The 19,597-nt window shown below is 68.9% G+C and carries 15 protein-coding genes; 8 read left to right on the top strand and 7 right to left on the bottom strand.

Annotation, left to right across the window (positions count from 1 at the left end; translation table 11 throughout):
• The first annotated feature begins 100 nt into the window (after positions 1–100).
• A complete protein-coding gene (locus WI697_RS26850) occupies positions 101–2,032 on the top strand; it encodes an acyclic terpene utilization AtuA family protein (protein WP_345960622.1) in 1,932 nt (643 codons plus the stop codon).
• Positions 2,033–2,828: 796 nt separating this feature from the next.
• On the opposite strand, the gene WI697_RS26845 is transcribed toward WI697_RS26850, so the two are convergent.
• The gene (locus WI697_RS26845; RefSeq protein ID WP_345960621.1) at positions 2,829–3,212 is read right to left on the bottom strand and encodes a GFA family protein; all 384 of its coding nucleotides are present in this window, start codon (positions 3,210–3,212) and stop codon (positions 2,829–2,831) included.
• A gap of 471 nt (positions 3,213–3,683) precedes the next feature.
• Here WI697_RS26845 and WI697_RS26840 point away from each other — a divergent pair, with 471 nt between their 5' ends.
• From WI697_RS26840 to WI697_RS26810, 7 genes are all read left to right on the top strand, one after another.
• Positions 3,684–3,941: a hypothetical protein gene (locus WI697_RS26840; protein WP_345960620.1), complete on the top strand. Its 258-nt coding sequence runs from the start codon at positions 3,684–3,686 to the stop codon at positions 3,939–3,941.
• 114 nt (positions 3,942–4,055) lie between these two features.
• Positions 4,056–4,385, top strand: coding sequence for an NHLP leader peptide family RiPP precursor (locus WI697_RS26835; RefSeq protein ID WP_345960619.1), 330 nt, complete (start codon positions 4,056–4,058; stop codon positions 4,383–4,385).
• A gap of 36 nt (positions 4,386–4,421) precedes the next feature.
• Positions 4,422–4,763, top strand: a complete 342-nt coding sequence (locus WI697_RS26830; RefSeq protein ID WP_345960617.1) for an NHLP leader peptide family RiPP precursor — start codon at positions 4,422–4,424, stop codon at positions 4,761–4,763.
• 67 nt (positions 4,764–4,830) lie between these two features.
• A complete protein-coding gene (locus tag WI697_RS26825) occupies positions 4,831–5,145 on the top strand; it encodes an NHLP leader peptide family RiPP precursor (RefSeq protein ID WP_345960616.1) in 315 nt (104 codons plus the stop codon).
• 18 nt (positions 5,146–5,163) lie between these two features.
• Entirely contained in the window at positions 5,164–5,511 is a 348-nt protein-coding gene (locus WI697_RS26820) for an NHLP leader peptide family RiPP precursor (protein ID WP_345960615.1), read from the top strand.
• Between the two features lie 1,019 nt (positions 5,512–6,530).
• Positions 6,531–6,842 (top strand): NHLP leader peptide family RiPP precursor, encoded by a 312-nt coding sequence (locus WI697_RS26815; RefSeq protein ID WP_345960614.1) that lies wholly within the window; start codon positions 6,531–6,533, stop codon positions 6,840–6,842.
• A gap of 55 nt (positions 6,843–6,897) precedes the next feature.
• Positions 6,898–7,215: an NHLP leader peptide family RiPP precursor gene (locus WI697_RS26810; protein ID WP_345960613.1), complete on the top strand. Its 318-nt coding sequence runs from the start codon at positions 6,898–6,900 to the stop codon at positions 7,213–7,215.
• An 83-nt stretch (positions 7,216–7,298) separates the two neighbouring features.
• Here the strand turns inward: WI697_RS26810 and WI697_RS26805 are convergent, their stop codons facing one another.
• From WI697_RS26805 to WI697_RS26780, 6 genes are all read right to left on the bottom strand, one after another.
• Positions 7,299–8,984, bottom strand: a complete 1,686-nt coding sequence (locus WI697_RS26805; protein ID WP_345960612.1) for a cyclic peptide export ABC transporter — start codon at positions 8,982–8,984, stop codon at positions 7,299–7,301.
• 52 nt (positions 8,985–9,036) lie between these two features.
• Entirely contained in the window at positions 9,037–11,097 is a 2,061-nt protein-coding gene (gene fhuB / locus WI697_RS26800) for a Fe(3+)-hydroxamate ABC transporter permease FhuB (RefSeq protein WP_345960611.1), read from the bottom strand.
• Positions 11,094–11,984, bottom strand: a complete 891-nt coding sequence (locus WI697_RS26795; RefSeq protein ID WP_345960610.1) for an ABC transporter substrate-binding protein — start codon at positions 11,982–11,984, stop codon at positions 11,094–11,096. The genes fhuB and WI697_RS26795 overlap by 4 nt, the downstream gene beginning before the upstream one ends.
• A gap of 877 nt (positions 11,985–12,861) precedes the next feature.
• On the bottom strand, positions 12,862–13,671 hold the full coding sequence (locus WI697_RS26790) for an ATP-binding cassette domain-containing protein (protein WP_345960609.1): 810 nt from the start codon (positions 13,669–13,671) through the stop codon (positions 12,862–12,864).
• Positions 13,672–13,753: 82 nt separating this feature from the next.
• The gene (locus tag WI697_RS26785; RefSeq protein WP_345960608.1) at positions 13,754–16,246 is read right to left on the bottom strand and encodes a TonB-dependent siderophore receptor; all 2,493 of its coding nucleotides are present in this window, start codon (positions 16,244–16,246) and stop codon (positions 13,754–13,756) included.
• A 160-nt stretch (positions 16,247–16,406) separates the two neighbouring features.
• Positions 16,407–18,689: a penicillin acylase family protein gene (locus WI697_RS26780; RefSeq protein WP_345960607.1), complete on the bottom strand. Its 2,283-nt coding sequence runs from the start codon at positions 18,687–18,689 to the stop codon at positions 16,407–16,409.
• Positions 18,690–19,597 lie beyond the last annotated feature (908 nt).

The raw sequence follows: 19,597 nt of genomic DNA, 5'->3' as shown, positions 1-19,597 counted from the left end.
GGCGAGGGCGCCAATCTCATGCACGAAGATCATCCTTCGAGCGCAACGCGGCGACCCTCTCCCGGCTATCAGGCCAAACATCCTATCAGGAGACGGCCCGATGAGTGGAATTCATACAAGCGACAGGATCGTGCGGATCGGCGGAGCCTCGGGCTTCTGGGGCGACAGCGCCGTGGGCGCGCCGCAGCTGGTCCGGCGGGCCGATATCGACTATCTGGTCTTCGACTATCTGGCCGAGCTGACCATGTCGATTCTGGCCTCGATGCGGGCGAAAGCGCCGGATCAGGGCTATGCCACCGACTTCGTCGAGGTGGCGATGCGGGCGGTGATCAAAGACGTCGCGGCCAGGAAAATCAAGGTGTTGAGCAATGCCGGCGGGGTCAATCCGCGGGCCTGCGCCGCCGCATTGACCAGGCTTGCCGACGAGGCCGGCGTCAGCCTGAAGATCGCGATCGTCGAAGGCGACGACCTGCTGGGCAAGCTGGACGATCTGCGGTCGGCCGGGGTGACCGAGATGTTCACCGGCGCCGCCCTGCCCGAAAAACTGATGAGCGCCAATGCCTATCTGGGCGCCCTGCCGGTGAAGGCGGCGCTGGATGCCGGCGCCGATGTGGTGATCACCGGCCGCTCGGCCGACAGCGCGCTGGCGCTGGGGGCGCTGATGCACGAATTCGGCTGGGCGGCGGACGACTACGATCGTCTGGCGGCCGGCAGCCTGGTCGGGCATATCCTGGAATGCGGCTGCCAGGCCACCGGCGGCCTGCACACCGACTGGGATCTGGTGCCCGACTGGGCGGATATCGGCTATCCGATCGCCGAATGCGCGGCCGATGGCAGCTTCGTGGTGACCAAGCCCCAGGGCACCGGCGGGCTGGTGGTGCCGGCGGTGGTTGCCGAACAGATGCTGTACGAGGTGGGCGACCCGGCGGCCTATATGCTGCCGGATGTGATCTGCGACTTCACCGCGGTGACGATGGAGGCGGTCGGTCCCGACCGCGTGCGTGTGCAGGGAACACGCGGTCGCGCGCCGACCGACAGCTATAAGGCCTCGGCCACCTATATGGATGGCTGGCGCGCGGTGGCCCAGCTGACCATCATCGGCATCGATGCCGCCGCCAAGGCGCAGCGCACCGCCGATGCGATTCTGGCCCGGACCCGGGCGATGTTCCGCCAGGCCAATCTGGCCGATTACCGGGCGACCTGCACCGAGATCCTGGGCGCCGAATCGATGTATGGCCCGCATGCCCGGGCAGGTGGCGCGCGCGAGGTTGTCATGCGGTTGTCTGCAAGCCACGACGACCGCAAGGCGCTGGGCATCTTCGCCCGCGAGATCGCCCCGGCCGGCACCTCGTGGTCGCCCGGCACCACCGGCGCCGGGGGCCGGCCCAAGGCCTCGCCGGTGGTCCGGCTGTTCTCGTTTCTTATGCCGAAACGCGATGTGGCGGTCACCGTCACGCTCGGTGATGATGTCATGCCTATCCGGATACCGTCGGATGGCATGCCGGCGCAGGCGATCGGGACTGGACTGATAGCCGATCCGGCTATCGATAACGGCCAGGAAATAGCCGAAACGGCTAAAACCGCCGCGCAGAAAACCGGCCGTTCAGCCGGCGATTCGTCGGAAATAGCCGATCTGGCTATTGTTGGCGCGGAAATAGCCGAATCGACTATAGCGCTGCCGCTGTATTCGGTGGCCTGGGCCCGATCGGGCGACAAGGGCGACAGCTCGAATATCGGCCTGATCGCCCGCCACCCGGATTTCCTGCCCTGGCTGCGCCGGCAGGTGACGCCCGAAAAAGTCCAGGCCTGGTTTGCGCATCTGATGGCCACAGATGGCAGCGTGACCCGGTTCGACGTGCCGGGGGTGCATGCCATGAACTTCCTGCTGACCCGCGCGCTGGGCGGCGGCGGCATGGCATCGATGCGCAACGACCCGCTGGGCAAGGGCTTCGGCCAGATCCTGCTGGACATGGACATCGAGGTCCCGTCGAGCTGGGCCACCCACCCGGCCGTGCGGCAACGCCCGGCCTGACCACCCGCACGGCGCCGCCCCACAGGGGGCGGCGCCGCTTCTTTTTTGTGGCCGCATTTTATCGGTCTTTGACCGGTGAGATGCGCCCCACAGTTCGCGGAACGAACACCGTAGGAGCATATCCCGCCACGACCTTACCGCGCCCGAGCCAGCCAGGCAGGAGGAACGGCGCAAAATATGCGGAGATTTGTTCGTTATACGAACTTCGCTTGGTTCGAGCCTGTCGACAGGGAACCCGCACAATCCAGGCCACCAGCCCGGGCTGACCAACGGCGCCCGGCACCAGAAGGCAGGCCAGCCTGCGCTGCCCCAAGGAGCCGCCGGCCCGGGCCCATGCCCAGACCTCCGCCACGCGCCCCAGCGATTATCGAACCTGTACGGCCGATTTCAGGCGGTATCTTTGGGAAGAGTGCGGCCACGGGGCTCTTTCTGCTGACGCCCTGACACCCCGGACGTGCCCCCGCAAGCCTGGTCCGCGTGCTGAAGGGGCCGCACGCCCCCTGTCTTCCGGCGGTACTCACGGTGTTGAGGGGGCATCCTTTCCGGGGGGGAGGATTGAAACAGTGGTGGTCGGGCGCCGACCGGTGCCGGAGACACCCCCCCCCCTTGCCGCCGCTATACCGCGGAGCCGGGCGTGACCGTGGAGAGCTTGTGCAGAATGCCGGCGGCTGGCTGTCCGGTGCAGACCGGCCCGGTCACGGATCTTCCCCTCCGCCATCATCCCCGCGGAGGCAGGGACCCGGCCGGCTTTCCGGCCAGAGGACGTCGCACGCGCCGGGGCGGCCCGGCCGGCCGGTCAGTCGCGGCGGCGCCGGTTTTCCTGGAACTGTTCGGCGCCGGGGATCGGGCGGAGCCAGGGTTCGCGGCGTTTGACCCAGAGTTCGTAGCCGGGCACCAGTCCGGTCGGGGCATCGGAGAGAATGCCCGCCTTGACCTCGGTTTCGTCACCATCCCGGCCGAAAAGTCGCGCGCCGCAGTGTGGACAGAAATGCTGGCCGCGGTGTTCGGTGATCCGGCCGGTGTGGCGCACCCGATCTGACGGCCAGACGGCGTAGAATGTGAAGGCCGAGCCGCTTTCTTTCCGACAATCCGTACAATGGCAGATGCCGATGCGGATCGGCTCACCCTCGGTGGCCAATCTCGCCTGCCCACAGAGGCATTGGCCGGTTCGGATGGTCATGGCGGCAAATTCTCATGTTTGTTGTGTGGGATGGTGCCCGTGCGGCCGAAAGCCCCGCGCGTGTCGGCAAGGATGCCATGTATGAAAGGTGATTGGGTGAGGTTCTGGCGGGTCTGCTGTCCTGCCGTGGTTCAGCCGTTCGCATGATTCATCATTAAAGTCCGATAATCATCTATTATCGACTTTCATAATGCCACCAGAGGCGAGGGGATATCGAACTGCGACGCCAGGGCCAGATGGCGGACGCGCGGCTGAACCTGCCCATTCCATGAATGATCGTTGATCTGGCGCCTATGTCGATCTCGACGGTGTTGCCGCATATTGCAACAATCCGCCGCCGACCCGCCGGTATCGTGCCGGTCTTCACCGCTTGGGATCTGCCCGGCTCCGTGCAGCCTGGATCCGCGCGGTCTGCGGACGATATTGACGACCAGCCGGTTTTTGAGACGACATCGACAGGACCACCACCGCATGATCAGCCGCCAGGAGGCCGTGCGCCGGATTTCCGACCGCGCCGCCCGCGATCCCGTGTTTCGCCACAGCCTGAAAATCGCCCCCCATGCCACGCTGGAAGCCATGTTCGGGGTGGATCTGCCGCCCGATCTGGAGATCGAAATCCTGCAGGACGCGCCCCGGCGCGTGCATATCGTGCTGCCCGAAAACGACCTGACCGACGAGGCACTGGAGGAGATGGCCGCCCGCATGAGCGGCTGGAACCGGCCCGGCTGACGGTGCGGGGTTGCATCAATCGTGGTTGATATTCGCCCTGCTGTATGTTCGACAGCCGCGTTGCGCCTTGCCAGAGTATTGCAGGACACGACGGAAACTGACGAGGCGTGACACATGATCAGCCATGACGAGGCCCACCGGAAAATCGTCGCCAAGGCCGCGGAGGACCCGGCATTTCGGGCGGCGCTGGTTGCCGACCCACGCGCAGCGGTTGCATCGCTTCTGGGCATCGAGATCCCTTCAGCGGTATCGGTGACCGTGGTCGAGGACAGCCCGACACATCTGCACATCGTGTTGCCGGCGGAAAATGATCAACTTTCAGATGCAGATCTGGAGGCGGTCGCCGGCGGTGCCGGGGTGAACTGGGGCATCGCCCGGGACTTCTTCAACACCGGGCCGACCTCGGCATCAGGCGGGCGGCCGATGGGTTGGGACGAAGCCTGAACCGCCCGGTTCAACACCAATCGAAAGACCTTCCCCATGATCCATCATGACGAGGCCCTGCGGCAGATCGTGGCCCGGGCGCAGGAAGATGCCGGCTTCCGGGACCAGTTGAAGGCCGACCCCCGCGCGGCCCTGAAAACGCTGCTGGGGATAGAGATCCCGTCGGTCATGACCGTGTCGGTGCTGGAAGACACGCCGACCCATCTGCATATCGTGCTGCCCGCCGACGACAGGCTGAACGACGGGGCGTTGGAGGACGCGGCATTGGAGATGGTGGCCGGCGGTGCCTGGCACCCCTTCCAACGAACGATGGATTCCCCCCCGCCGCCCCCGGACGCCGGCGATCCCCGCTGGACCACCTTCGGGGTCGACAGTTGACGCCCGGCCGGCAGGACCCGCGCATCCGGGCATGCTGTTCACGGTCTCCCATCGAAAGGGCATCCCGATGATCGATCACGACGAGGCCCTGCGGCGGATCATCACCCGGGCGCAGGAGGATGCCGGCTTCCGGGATCAGCTGAAGGCCGAGCCACGCGCAGCGGTTGCGTCGCTTCTGGGCATCAAGATCCCTTCGGTGGTGTCGGTGACGGTGGTCGAGGACAGCCCGACACATCTGCACATCGTGTTGCCGGCGGAAAATGATCAACTTTCGGATGCAGATCTGGACGCGGTCGCCGGCGGCGCCGGGGTGAGCTGGTCCCCGACGGGGCCAAGCGCCGCTTCGGGCGGCAGTCTGTTGGCCGGCTGGAACGACGCCTGACTCAAAACGAGGTTCCCGATGATCGACTATAACGAGGCCCTGCGGCGGATCATCGCCCGGGCGCAGGAGGATGCCGGCTTCCGGCATCAGCTGAAGGCCGACCCGCGCGCGGCGGTTGCATCGCTTCCGGGCATCGAGATCCCCGCCACGACGACCCTGTCGGTGCTGGAAGACACGCCGACCCATCTGCACATCGTGCTGCCCGCCGCCGACAGGCCGAGCGACGGGGCGTTGGAGGACGAGGCATTGGAGATGGTGGCCGGCGGCAGCACTCCGTCGGGCGTCGATAATCCGAATAGCAATGGCACGATCGACACGGCCAGGGGCGGCATCCTGGCGAACGGGCCACGCCTGGGTGGCGGGTGACAACGGTCTGCGGTTGCGCCGGGCCGGGTCGAGGCAGGGGCGGGGCGGAAACGGCGTGCCGGGCCACCATGCTGCTGTCACGCGCTGACGACGCCACCGTCACTCCCGCCCCCACCACCGTCATCCCCGCGAAAGGCGGGGATCCAGGTTGGTGCCCACGAGAATGAACGGTCGACCAGCTGCGCGGACGGCCATGTCGGCCATCACCGCCGGATCCGGAATGCGCGGCGTTCTTTATGGGGGGACGAACCTGGATCCCCGCCTCCGCGGGGATGACGGTATAGGGGGTGTGCAGAGGTTGGCCAAGGGAGGGCCGGACAGGGGCGCCATGTGCCATTGGCCGGTCATGTCAGGCGCGCCCCTTGCCCAGCTCCACCCCGCCCCACCACCGTCATCCCCGCGAAGGCGGGGATCCAGGTTGGTGTCCACGAGAATGAACGGTCGGCCAGCAGCGCGGACGGCCATGTCGGCCATCACAGCCGGATCCGGAATGCGCGGCGTTCTTTATGGGGGGACGAACCTGGATCCCCGCCTTCGCGGGGATGACGGTAGAGAGGGTGTGCAGAGGTTGGCCAAGGAAGGGCCGGACAGGGGCGCCGTGTGCCATGCCAGGTCATGTCAGGCGCGCCCCTCGCCCAGGTCTGCCCCACACCCACCACCGTCATCCCCGCGAAGGCGGGGATCCAGGTTGGTGTCCACGAAAATGAACGGTCGGCCAGCAGCGCGGACGGCCATGTCGGCCATCACCGCCGGATCCGGAATGTGCGGCCTTCTTGATGGGGGGACGAACCTGGATCCCCGCCTGCGCGGGGATGACGGTATAGGGGGTGTGCAGAGGTTGGCCAAGGGAGAACCAGACAGGGGCGCCGTGTGCCATGCCAGGTCATGTCAGGCGCGCCCCTCGCCCAGGTCTGCCCCACACCCACCACCGTCATCCCCGCGAAGGTGGGGATCCACCTTCCCCCTTCATGCCGGCCAACACCGATATGCGTTTCACAACCGATCAATGGAGAGTCCCCATGATCGATCATGACGAGGCCCTGCGGCGGATCATCGCCCGGGCGCAGGAAGATGCCGGGTTCCGGGATCAGCTGAAGGCCGCCCCGCATGCCGCGCTGACGGCGCTGTTCGGGATGGAGATCCCGGCCGGGCTGACGATTTCGGTGCTGGAAGACACGCCCACCCATCTGCATATCGTGCTGCCCACCGATGAGACGCTGAGCGACGAGGCGCTGGAGCAGGTGGCCGGCGGCGGCGGGGCATGGAACGGCGGTGCGGACAAGACGCCGGGTTCGGGCATCACCTCGCGCACTTTCGGGCACGGCGATTGACGCCCGCCCACCAGACTCCCCCCCACGCGCGCTTTGGCCCATAAGGAGATGATGCGTGATCGATCGTGACGACGCCCTGCGGCAGATCATTGCCCGGGCGCAAGAGGATGCCGGCTTCCGCGACCGGCTGAAGGCCGCCCCGCATGCCGCGCTGACGGCGCTGTTCGGGATGGAGATCCCGGCCGGGCTGACGATTTCGGTGCTGGAAGACACGCCCGCCCATCTGCATATCGTGCTGCCGGCCGAGGACGAGTTGAGCGACGAGGCGCTGGAGCAGGTGGCCGGCGGCGGCCGGGCCTGGAATACCGATAACGGCATTCAGGACACCCAGCCGCCGGGCACGCATCAGCCGGTCATCCTGCCGGGGCAGTGACGGCACCGGTCTTTCGGGTTCAGATATCAGGGCAGGGTGTTCGCAGAACCCCCTGCCCTGCTTCGTTTTTGTAAGGCGGGAGATCAGCCGGCCCGGGCCGGGCGCGGCTCTGCCTGTGGTGCCCCCTGCTCCGGTGCATCCTGGTCCGGCCCGTCGGCCGCGATCACCCGGCCGCCCTGCATGCGGATATGGCGGTCGGCGATGTGGAAATAGCGGTCGTCATGAGAGATGGCGATGATCGTGCGGCCCTGGGCCTTCAGCGCCGGCAGCAGCTCGGTATAGAAGATCCTGCGGAATTCCGGGTCCTGATCGGCCGCCCATTCGTCGAAGACCAGCACCGGCCGGCCCTCCAGCCAGGCATGAACCAGGGCCAGGCGCTTGCGCTGACCGGTGGACAGATCGGTGGTGGTGAACCGCCCGTCCTTGACCGAGACCTTGTGGGCGATTTCAAGCTCTTCGAGATAGCGCCGCGCCTCATCGGGCAGCACGCCGTCGGGCAGGTTCAGATCGTCGAAGAGGTAGTAGTCGGTGAAGATGGTCGAAAACATCTGGCGGTAATCGTCGCGCAGCTCGGGCGTCAGCGGCCGGCCGTTATAACGCACCTCCCCCGCCACCGGTTCGTACAGGCCCAGCAACAGCTTGATCAGCGTGGTCTTGCCGCCGCCATTTTCGCCGGTGATGAACACGATCTCGCCGCGGCGGATGGTGAGATCGATGGGGCCGAGTTCAAAGGCGGTGCCGCCTTCGGGCGCCGGGAAGGCGAAACGGGCGCCGGACAGGTCCAGCCGCTCCAGCGGTTCCAGAGCGGTGGCACGGTCGGTGAGCGGCAGATGCGGCTCCGCTTCCGAGAAGCGGGCGCGCAGATCGGCGATGCGGCGCAGCGAGACCTGGGCGCGGCCCAGCAGCGGCAGCATGGCGACGATGCCCTCGATCGGGCCCTTGACGTAAAGCAGGACCAGGACGAAACCGCTGATCACCTTCTGATCGGCCGAAGGCGACATCGACTGAATGGCGAGCATCAGCCCGATGACCACGAAGAACAGCGCCGAGCCGAAGGCATTGGCGGTGCAGAAGATCCTGACCGCCCGCATGCGCAGATCGCGGATCGACGAGATGGTGCGGTCGAGCTGCACATTGTACATCTCCGCCCGGCGGCGGCGGTTGATGCGCAGTTCCTTGGCGCCCTCGGTGATGGCGCGATACTGCTTCTGAAGCTCGTCTTCGGCCTCGCGCGCCGCGGCGAAGCCCAGAAAGCCGTTGCGGCGGGCATAGGTGTGGCCGGCGGTGCCCAGGATGATCGCCACCAGCGCAATCAGGAACATCAGCGGCGAGAGCACCGCCAGATAGGCGAAACAGCCGAGCGCGATGGCGATGGAGATCGCAAAGCCCGAGAAGTTGAAGGTGAACTGGGTGATGGTGTCGACGTCCTGGTTGAGGACGGCGGTCAGGCGATGCAGGCGATAGCGTTCAAGCTCCGCCACCGGTGCGGTCAGGATGCGGGCACAGAGATCATGGCGCAGCCGGGCGACCACCCGCTGGCCGACCAGGCTGTTGCCGATATCCGACACCGTCTCGCCCACCAGAGTGAGGACGGCGAGGCCGGCGAAGATCAGCAGGAGCGCGGTGGTGGCGCCGCCATCGGTGTGAAGTGCATCATTGATGGTGGCGAGCAGCGCGGTGGTGGCGAAGCCGCTGGCCGTGCCCATCAGGGTGGAAACCAGGGCGAGCGGCCAGAACGGCTTCAGGATCCGCAGCAGTTCGGCAAACATCCGGGACAGGTCCTTTCGGGGTTTGGCCCGCGGTCTGGGGCTGTGGCGCCGGTCAGGCGCGGCGCCACAACAGCCACATGAAATACGGACCGCCGACCAGGGCGGCGAGCAGGCCGGCCGGCATCTGGCGCGGGAACAACAGGGTCCGGCCCAGCCAGTCGGCCCCGACCAGAATGGCGGCGCCGATGATCACGGCGGCGGCAAGCTGGGGCAGAACCCGGCGGAAACCGGCGAGACGGGCGATATGCGGGGCGATCAGCCCCACAAAACTCAACGGGCCGATCACCAGCGTGGCCGCGGCCGAGAGTGCGGCCGCGATCAGCAGCACCACCAGCCGGGCGGCATGAAGCGGGACACCCAGCGCCCGGGCGGTGGCGGTGCCGAGCGGCAGGATGTCGAGCCAGCGCGCGGCAAGCGGCGCGAGCGCAAGCAGGGCCGTAACGACGAAGACGGTGGCGACGGCATCGGCCGGGCCGACGACATAGGTGGACCCCACCATCCAGGCCAGCAGCTGGGTGGCGCGGGGATCGCCGGTGGCGAGCATGGCGACGACCACCGCATCGAACAGCGCCCCCATGGCGACGCCGGCCAGCAGCACGCGTTCGGGCCCGAAGCCCGAACGGCGGGCCAGGCGGATGATGAACAGCAGGGTGAGCACGGCACCGGCGGCACTGGCCAGGATCTGCGCCGGCCGGTCGACCACCGGCAGCAGGAAGCCGGCCAGCACCGTGGCGATGGCGGCGCCGCCCGAAATGCCGAGCACTTCGGGGCTGGCCATGGCATTGCCGGTGAAGCGCTGCATCAGACAGCCGGCCGCGGCCATGGCCGCCCCGGCGGTGACGGCGGCCAGCACCCGCGGCCAGCGCCAGCGCAGCATGTCGGAGGTCAGCGGATCGCTCCAGAGCCAGACGGACTGCCCCGTGACCGTGCCCGAGGGCGCGCGGCCGAGGGCCAGCGCCACCACGACCAGCAGGGCCAGAATGCCGAGGCCGATGATCGCGGCCGGCAGAAAGCCCGGGGCGCGGCCGGGTTCGGCGGCCATCGGCGGGGTTTCGGGGCGGCCGCCGAGCGCCAGCCGCGGCAGCATCCAGAGCAGCAAGGGCGCGCCGAGCAAAGCGGTGACGGCGCCGGTCGGCAGCTGTTCGCCCAGAAACCAGACCAGCTGATCGGTGAGACAGAGCAGCGCCGCCCCGATCAGCGGCGCCCAGAGCAGCCGGTCGCGCACGCGGCGGGCGCCGGCCAGCCGGGCGAGCGCCGGGGAGGCGAGGCCGACGAAGCCGATGACGCCCACGGCCGCGACCACGAAACCGGCAAGCGCCACGGCCAGCAGCAGGGCCAGGAAGCGCACCCGGCCGAGCGACAGGCCAAGGGCGGCGGCCCCCTCGTCATCCAGCTCGAACAGGGTGAGCGGGCGGATCATGGCGGCGATGAGCACCGCGCAGACTGCCAGACGCGGCAGCAGCCAGAGGGTCGTCTGCCAGTCCTGCTGAACCAGCGAACCGCCGCCCCAGATGAACAGCGCCGTCAGATAGGGTTCGTATAGCAGGGTGAGTGCCGCCCCCAGCGCGCCGCAATACAGGCTGACGATCATGCCGGCCAGGATCAGCGACACCGGCGACAGGCCGCGGCGGGCGGCCAGGCCGAAAACCGCCAGCGTGGCGAGGCCGCCGCCCGCCACCGCGACCAGCTCGCGGCCCGAGCCGCCCCACCCCGCCTGGCCGGCGGCATCGACCGCAACCAGCGCCGGCGCCCAGAGCGTGGCAAGGGTAAGCGCCAGCCGCGCACCGGCGGCCACACCCAGCGTCATCGGCGAGGCGATCGGGTTGCGCAACACCTGCTGGAAGACGGCACCGGCGAGGCCCAGTGCGGCGCCCGCGAGCAGCGACACCGCCACACGCGGAAGCATCGAATAATGGACCAGCAGTTGTGCCATATCGACGTCGGCGCCCGCCCCCATCCCGGCCTCGGGGCCAAGGATCGCCGGCCACCAGGCGCCGGGGGCCAAAGTGAGATCCAGCCGCAGCAGGGCCAGCGCCAGGGCCGGCAGGGCGAGCAGCAGGACCAGCAGACCCGGATGGAAACGCCGGCGCGGCAGATCGAGGGCAAGGCTCATGATCCGGCCTCCACAGCCAGTGCCTGGCTGAGACAATCGGCGAAGCGCAGGGTGCAAGGCACGGCACCGAAAGGAAAAACTGCCGGCAACCCCACCACCCTGCCCGCCCGGATCATGTCCAGATGGCGCCAGAGGGGGCTGGTTCTGAGGCGGGCTTCGAAGCCCGCGGGGCCGGGGGCGACATGGACGAGGCGGGCTTGCGGGTCGGCGGTCAGCCGCTCCAGCCCGACGGTCGCCATGCCCCAGGGGCCGCTGTCGCCGGTCCAGGCATTCACAAGGCCCAGCCGGTCGAGGGCCGCCTGCCAGAGACCGGTCCGGCCCAGCACGCGGACATGGCGATCGTCGAGCACATTGACGACATAGAGCGGACGGCCGTCATACCGGCCGAGCCGCGCGCGCGCCCGGCCCATGCGCGCCCCGGCCGCGGCGAGCGCGGCCTCGGTGGCATCTTCCAGCCCCAGCAGCTGCCCCAGACGGCGGGTTTCGGCGATGGCGGCCGGAAAGGCCGGGCGGCCGGGGGTGAAGACCTGCAGGCGCAGCGTGGGGGCGATGCTCTCCAGCCGCGCGCGCACGGCTTCAAGGCCCGGCGCGATCAGGATCAGATCGGGGGCGAGCGCCTGGACGACCTCCAGATTGGGCTCCAGCCGCATGCCGACATCGGCGATACCGTCGGGCAGGGGCGGCTCCACCACCCAGGCCCGATAATCGGGCACCCGCACGATGCCCACCGGCGGCCGGCCGAGCATGATCAACGTCTCGGCCGACGACCAGTCGAGCGCCACGATCCGCCGCGGCCGATCGACCGCACGCGCCGCCGCCCGGGCTACCCCCGGTAGAAACGGTGCCGAGACCAGCCCGGCGATGAGATGACGGCGGGTGATGGTCATGGCCGGCCGCACATCTTTTCGGGGAGGCCGGCGGCAGGCGGGCGGCCTGCCGCGGCGGTCATGGACGGCATGACGGCCCCGCCCCGCTCTCCGCCCCCTCTCCCGTCATCCCCGCGGAGGCGGGGATCCACCTTTGCGGTGGTCGTGGGTGGGGTGGCGGCGCCAGGGTAGGCCACGGCCGTCGGGCGGAGGGGAAGAAGGTGGATCCCCGCCTTCGCGGGGATGACGGTGGTGGGTGTGGGAACGACGGTGGTGAGGCCGGTGTGTGACGGCGGCGGGGTGGCGGCGGTGAGGCCGGTGTGTGACCGCGGCGGGGTGGCGGTGGTGAGGCCGGTGTGCGACCGCGGCGGGGTGGCGGCGGTGAGGCCGGTGTGTGACCGCGGCGGGGTGGCGGGGCCAGGGAGGTCGGTGCCCGGGTGGGCCACGGTCGTCGTGCGGCCTGCCGTGGCGGTCATGGACGGCATGACGGCCCCGCCCCGCTCTCCGCCCCCTCTCCCGTCATCCCCGCGGAGGCGGGGATCCACCTTTGCGGTGGTCGTGGGTGGGGTGGCGGGGCCAGGGTGGGCGGCGGTCGTCGGGCGGAGGGGAAGAAGGTGGATCCCCGCCTTCGCGGGGATGACGGTGGTGGGTGTGGGAACGACGGTGGTGAGGCCGGTGTGTGACGGCGGCAGGGTGGCGGGGCCGGTGTGTGACGGCGGCAGGGTGGCGGGGCCGGTGTGTGACGGCGGCAGGGTGGCGGGGCCGGTGTGTGACGGCGGCAGGGTGGCGGGGCCGGTGTGTGACGGCGGCGGGGTGGCGGGGCCGGTGTGTGACCGCGGCGGGGTGCCGGTGCGGGGGCGGGTCGTGTCGGGTGGGCGGTGCACCGTTTTCATCCCCGTCAATACACGAAGCCCACCGGCCGGCCGCCGGTGGGGTGGGGCAGGATGCCCATGCGGACGCCGTAGATGCGGGCGAGGGCGTCTTCGGTCATCAGGTCGGCGGGGCCGCCGCGGAGCAGGACGCGGCCGGATTTGAGCGCCAGGATGTCGTCGCAGAAGCGGGCGGCCATGTTGACGTCGTGGAGGATGACGACGACGCCCGGCCCCTGCCCTGTTCCGCCGGTACCACCGTTGCGGGCAAGGCGGTGGACGAGGTCCAGCACCTCGATCTGATGGGCGACGTCGAGGGCGGAGATCGGCTCGTCGAGCAGCATGAAATCGGCGTCCTGGGCGACCAGCATCGCGATCCAGACCCGCTGACGCTCGCCGCCCGACAGGCTGTCGACCATGCGGTCGGCATAGCGGGTGGTGTCGGTGGCCTCCATCGCCGCATCGACCCGCTCGGCATCGCGGCGGCTGAAGCGGCCGAGCGCGCCGTGCCAGGGATAGCGGCCGAGCCGGACCAGTTCGCGCACCGTCATGCCCGCGGCCGCCGGCGGGGTCTGGGGCAGATAGGCGACCTTGCGGCCGAAAGCACGGTCGCCCCAGGCGGAAAGCGGCCGGCCGTCGAGCGTGACCTGCCCCGCGGTCGGCACGGTCTGGCGGGCGAGCAGCTTCATGAGTGTGCTCTTGCCCGAGCCGTTATGGCCGATCAGCCCCAGCACCCGCCCCTTGGTGATGCCGAGATCGACATCGGCCAGCAGCTGCCGGCGGCCCACCGCAAAGCCGAGCCCGCGGGCCTGAAAGGCGCCCTCAATTACCGGGTCCATTGGCACCGCCCCCGTCCAGGCGACGGCCGACGGCGGCAGGTCAACCCCACCACCGCCGGTTGCCGCATTCTGCGGATGCTGATTACCACTGGTAGCTGAGCGTGGCATAGACCTTCCGGCGTGCGCCGTAATAGCAGTTGGTGAGGTTCTGGCAGTCGGCGACGTAGATCTTGTCGGTGAGGTTGGTGGCGTTGATCTGGAACTTCGCGCCGGCCAGATCCGGGTTCAGATAGCTGAGGTCGTAGCTGACGGCCGCGTCGTAGACGGCATAGCCCGGCACTTCGACGGTGTTCATGGCATCGGCCCAGGTCTTGCCGTTGACCCGGATGCCGGCCCCGAGGCCGAGGCCCGCGACATAGCCGTCGAGGAACCGATAATCGGCCCAGAGCGAGCCCGAATGCTCGGGCACATAGACCGGGGTCTTGCCCTCGGTGCCGGTGATGTTGCCGGCCTTGGTGACCTCGGCATCGACATAGGCGTAAGAGGCGATGACGTTGAAGTTGTCGAAGGGGCTCGCCCGGATCTCGAAGTCGATGCCCTGGGACGAGACTTCACCACTCTGGTCGGTGAAGTTCACCGTGCCGCCATTGATCTCGCGGGTGGTGGTGGTCGCCACGTTCTGCTGGGTGATGTCGTAGAGCGACAGGGTGAAGAGCGTGTTCCAGCCCTTGGGCTGATATTTCACGCCCACCTCGTATTGCTGCGAGGTCAGCGGCTCGAACGCCCTGCCGTCGGTGGTGGTGCCGGCGATCGGCTCGAAGGCCTCGGAATAGCTGGCATAGGGGGCGAGGCCGATATCGGTGAAGTGGTAGAGCAGGCCGACCTTGCCGGTGAACTTCTTCTCGGTCAGGCTGCTGTCGGTGTTCGACAGACGGTCGGTGGTGTCGATGTCCAGCCAGTCGTGACGGCCGCCGAGCGAGAGATGCCAGTTGCCATAGGACATCTGGTCCTGGACATAGACACCGGTCTGCTCGAAGCGCTGCGACGAACTCTGCTGGAAGAAGGGATTGTCGAAATCGATCCCCGGATTGCCATAGCTCGGGTTGGCATAGTCGATCGGATTCGCCAGCAGGTAGTCGACGACACTGTCATTGCGGTTGTTCTGATAGTCCAGGCCGACCAGCGCCGTATGGGTGACGTCGCCGGTCGCAAACTTCGCCTGCATCTGGTTGTCGACGGTGATGCCGTCATTGGTCTCGTCGGCGATCACGCCGCTGCGCCGGATCAGGCTGCTGGTCGGCGACATGATGTTGCCGGTGTAGAGATAGCCGAAATCGGTATCAATCCGCATGAAGCGGGCGTTCTGTCGGAAGGTGAAGGTGTCGTCGAAGCGGTGCTCGAACAGCGAACTCAGCGAGTACTGCTTGCGCTCCTGCTTGTCGAAAGTGGGGTCGCCGACGAAGAGATCGGTCGGGATCTCGCCCGACGGATTGAACAGAACCGTGCCATAGGCCGGCAGGCGCTGATAACCGCCCAGCGCCGGATCGGTCTGATAGCTGCCGAGCAGGGTGAGGGTGGTGTCCTCGCTGGGGCGGAAGGTGATCGCCGGATTGATCCAGTAGCGCTCTTCCTTGGTCTGCTCCATCTGGGTGTCGGCGCTGCGGCCAAGCCCGGTGATGCGGAACAGAACGTCCTTGTCCTGGGTGAGCGGGCCGGTCAGGTCGAAGGCGGCCTGCATCCGGTTGTATTCGCCGTACTGGAGGCGGACCTCGCCGGCCGGATCTTCGAGCGGCTGCTTGCTGATGCCGTTGGCGATGCCGCCGGGCGAGGCCTGGCCGTAGAGCACCGAGGACGGCCCCTTCAACACCTCGATCCGTTCCAGCGAATAGGCGTCGATCTGGGCGGTGGCCCAGGTGCCGCCCAGGAAGCGGGTGCCGTTCAGATAGCTGTCGACCTTGAAACCGCGGGCATAGAGAAAGTCGGCGCGCTCGTCCAGGCCGTTGCGGTCGGTCATCATGCCCGAGGTGTAGCGCAGCGACTGCGGCACCGTCTGGGCCGCCTGGGCATCGATCTGGTCGCGCACCACGATCGAAATCGTCTGGGGCGTTTCGATCAGCGGCACGTCGGACTTGCTGCCGGTGACGTTGCGGGTGGCGACATAGCCGGCGATCGGCCGGAAGGGGCTTTCGACCTGGCGGTTGGCATCCACTTCCAGCGGATCCAGAACCGCGGCGCCCTGCCCGTCCACCGGCGTCAGCGTCACCGTCCGCGCATCGACAAAGCGATAGGTGACGCCCGTGCCCTGGAGCAGGCGGCGCAGCGCCTCTTCGGGCGTGTAGCTGCCGCGCACGCCCGGCGAGCGCAGATCGCCCGCGACGGCGGCATCCAGCGTGACCTGAAGGCCCGACTGGCGGCCGAAGCTGGTGATGGCGCCGGTCAGCGACTGGGCGGGGATGTCGTAGCCCTGCCCGGCCTGCGCCAGCTGCACGCCGTCGGCCCCGGCCGCGCGCGCCGCCGGGGCCTGGGCCAGCACCATGCCGGCCATGCCGACCGCAAGGGCGACATCCGCCACGATCTCGGCCCGCCGCCGGCGCGCCGTCTGCGCGCGTGCCTCTGTCCTGTTCCGACCAGTCATGGTCCAACCGGCTCCCGTCTTCTGCATTTTTTTGTCAATCTTCCCGTGTCCCGTTGCGGGTGCCCATTCGTGTTGCGACTGGTTGGCACTCGCAGTCCCGGATAGGACGGTCGGCCGGGTGACTTTTTCAGGGCAGATGACGTTTTTTTTAGACCAGCGGTCAGTCGGGCAGATCCAGCACCTGCTGCGTCAGACCCGGATCTGCGGCGATCGCGGCCGCGGTGAAGGGCAGATCGACCAGTTCGCCCGCCGCATAAAGCCGGGTCTGGTCGGTGTGGAGGGGGGAGGCAGGGTCGGCGGACTGGCCATAGGTCAGCAGGCCGCGGGCGACCGGTTCGGTGCTGCCGTCGGCCAGGCGGCGCCAGCGGACCAGCTGCACCCAGCTGGTGCCATAGGGGGACGTGGTGTCGAACCCGCCGGGGCCGAGCGGGCCCAGACCCAGATTGTCGAGCATGCCTTCGGCATCGTCGCCGCCGCGGAGCGCAATGCCGAGACGCTGCTGAAAGGCGCCGAGCGGCGCATCGAGGGCGAGGCCGGCGGCCCGGAGATCGGCCACGGCCTGGCGCAGCGCGCCGCGCAGCAGATCCGCGGTCGCCCTGTCATGCGCATCCGGCGCGCGCGGGGTGTCGAAGGGCCGGGCGGGATCGAAGGGAACCGACCAGAAACCGCCATTCCGCCCCGGATCCGCCCCAAGGCGGCGCCAGAGCTGACGGAACAGACCGGCGCCCCGGGCCTCCGGCGCGCTGGTCCGGTCCCAGCGGGCAAGGACCGCACAGGCCTCGGCCAGGTCGGGCTGGCCGGCACAGCTGGTGAGCACGGCATCGAGCGCCAGATCGGCCGCCAGATTGCGTTCCGAGAACAGCATGGCCTCAAGGTCCGAGGGCGCAATCGCCGGGCCGGGGCGGCCGGTGAGTTCGCCGAGCTGGCGGGCGCTCATCCGGGTGCGCAGGCGCTGCGGCACGCCGGTCGGGCCCAGAATCGCCGGCAGGCCGGTGAGCGGCGCCTCGGGATCCGACAACCAATAGGAGTCATTTGCGTTCATGAACAACCTGTGGCTGTTGCGGACCGGCATCCGATCGGCCGGCATCAGCCCCGGCACCGCGCAGGCGGCACGGTCGCCGGCCAGGATGGTGATGCGGGCGGCGGCCGCGATCGCCGCCGCCCGGGCCGAGGGGGCGCAGGCTTGGGCAAGTGCATCCGTCACCGGCGGCACGCCGGTGAGGTCGGCATAGCCGGCGACACCCGCGGCATCGGCCATCAGCGTGTTGATCCAGGGCGTGCCGCGGGTGGCGACCAGCGCGGCCTGCGCCTCGGCGACGCTGCCGGCCTGGCTGAGGCGCAGCCATTGCGCCACCAGGCGGCTGTCGCTGCGTTCCGGATCGGTGATCGCCCAGGCGGTGTCGGTCGTCCAGGGAAGCCCACGCGCCGGCATGGCGAGCACGGCACCGAAACGGCTTTCCCACAGCCTTCGGGTGACGGTGGTGACCCGGCCGTCGGTGCCGCGGACGGGGATGGCGATGTCGCGCGGCACCATGGGTTCGGCCACGCCGTCGACCAGATAGGCGGTGGGGTCGCCCGGCACCAGGCGGAGTTCGTGGAGCACGAAACGCTGGCTGGTCGAAACGGTGTGGGTCCAGGCGAACCGGGCGTTGAAGCCGATCGCCGGCAGCGGGATCGGCGCCAGCGTCGCGCCCATCACGTCGATCACGCCCGGGACGGTGACGTGAAGCGCGAAAAAGCGCAGCCCGCCCTCCCACGGGAAATGCGGGTTGCCGAGCAGCAGCCCGCCGCCATCGGCGGTGAGATCGCCGCCGAGTGCATAGCCGTTGCTGGCCAGCGTCGGCGGCGGGGCGAGCGGGTCGGTCGCGGCCTGAGGTGCCGGGTGGGGGCCAGGGGGTGACGCGGTGGCGATCGCCTCGACGAAGCGGCCGCCGCCCGCCTGAATGGCACGTTCGCCCAGCAGGCGGCGGAGATCGGCGGGGGTGGCCGGCGTGACCCAGGCGGCGCCCCGGCAGGCTTCGGGCAGCGCCTGCGGGTCGGTGTCGGCCAGGAAATGATTATAGCCCGCGGCATAGCCACGGATCAGGGCATCGGCGTCCGGATCGGCGATGGTGAGGCGGGCATCGTCGAGATAGGCCCGGAAAAAGCTGTCGGAGACGAGGTTCGACACCCGGCCCGCGACCAGATTGACCTGGGCCTCCGGGCCGAAAACCAGCGACCGCTCCCCCCGCACCGTGACCAGGGCATCGGCCAGCAGGCAGGCATTGCCGGCGGCGGCATAGGCATAGCCGGCGCCATACCCCGCCGCTTCCAGATCGGGTGCCAGGATATGGGGAATGCCGTGGGCGGTGGTGGTAATGACCACCTCGCGGGCATGGATGGTTGCGGGCAGAAGGGTGAGGCAGAGGGCGGCGGCGAGGTGGCGGAGGGGGGAAAACGGCATTCGGGGGGGTCCGGGGCAGCGGAAGGGGGAGAACGGAAGGTGGATCCCCGCCTTCGCGGGGATGACGGTGTTTCTTTTGTGCGGACACGGGCGACGATGGGGTCGGACAGGGGCGGTGGTGGTCGGGCGGTGCGGGGGTGGTGGCGGACGGTGGCGGTTGGACGGTACGGACACGATCGACGGCGGTGGCGGACGATGGCGGGGCGGTGGGCAGCATCGACGTTTCCGCAGAACCCGGCGGTCATGTCCGGCGACGCCCCTGCCCGCCCCGGCACACCCCCTCCACCGTCATCCCCGCGTAGGCGGGGATCCAGGTTTGCCGCCGTGTGGAGGACGGCGACATGGTGGGCGCCGGCCGGGAGGTCGGGGGTGTCAGGGGGCTGACGGGAACGTGGTCGCGAGCGGTCATCGATCATTCCTGTGGAGACCTACCTGGATCCCCGCCTTCGCGGGGATGACGGTGTTTCTTTTGTGCGGACAGGGTCAACGGCGGTGTCGGACAGCGGCGGTGGTGGTCAGGCGGTGCGGGGGTGGTCGACGGTGGCGGCAGACAGTGACGGGGCGGTGGGCAGCGTCGACGTTCCTTCAGAACCCGGCGGTCATGTCCGGCGACGCCCCTGCCCGCCCCGGCACACCCCCTCCACCGTCATCCCCGCGTAGGCGGGGATCCAGGTTTGCCGCCGCGTGAAGGACGGCGACATGGTGGGCGCCGGCCGGGAGGACGGGGGCGTCAGGAGGCTGACAGGGCCGTGTCGCGAGCGGTCGTCGATCATTCCTGTGGAGGCCTACCTGGATCCCCGCCTGTTGGACGAAGCCGTGCATAATGAAAGCGGGCCCGGGGGGTGGCCACCCCCCGGGCCCGTCGATCGGGAGGCCGAGATCCCCGCAGTGCAGAACACGCGCGAAAG

Origin of the sequence: Tistrella mobilis, assembly GCF_039634785.1 — a bacterium.
GTDB lineage: Bacteria > Pseudomonadota > Alphaproteobacteria > Tistrellales > Tistrellaceae > Tistrella > Tistrella mobilis.
This window is presented reverse-complemented; position numbering and strand designations above follow the sequence as displayed.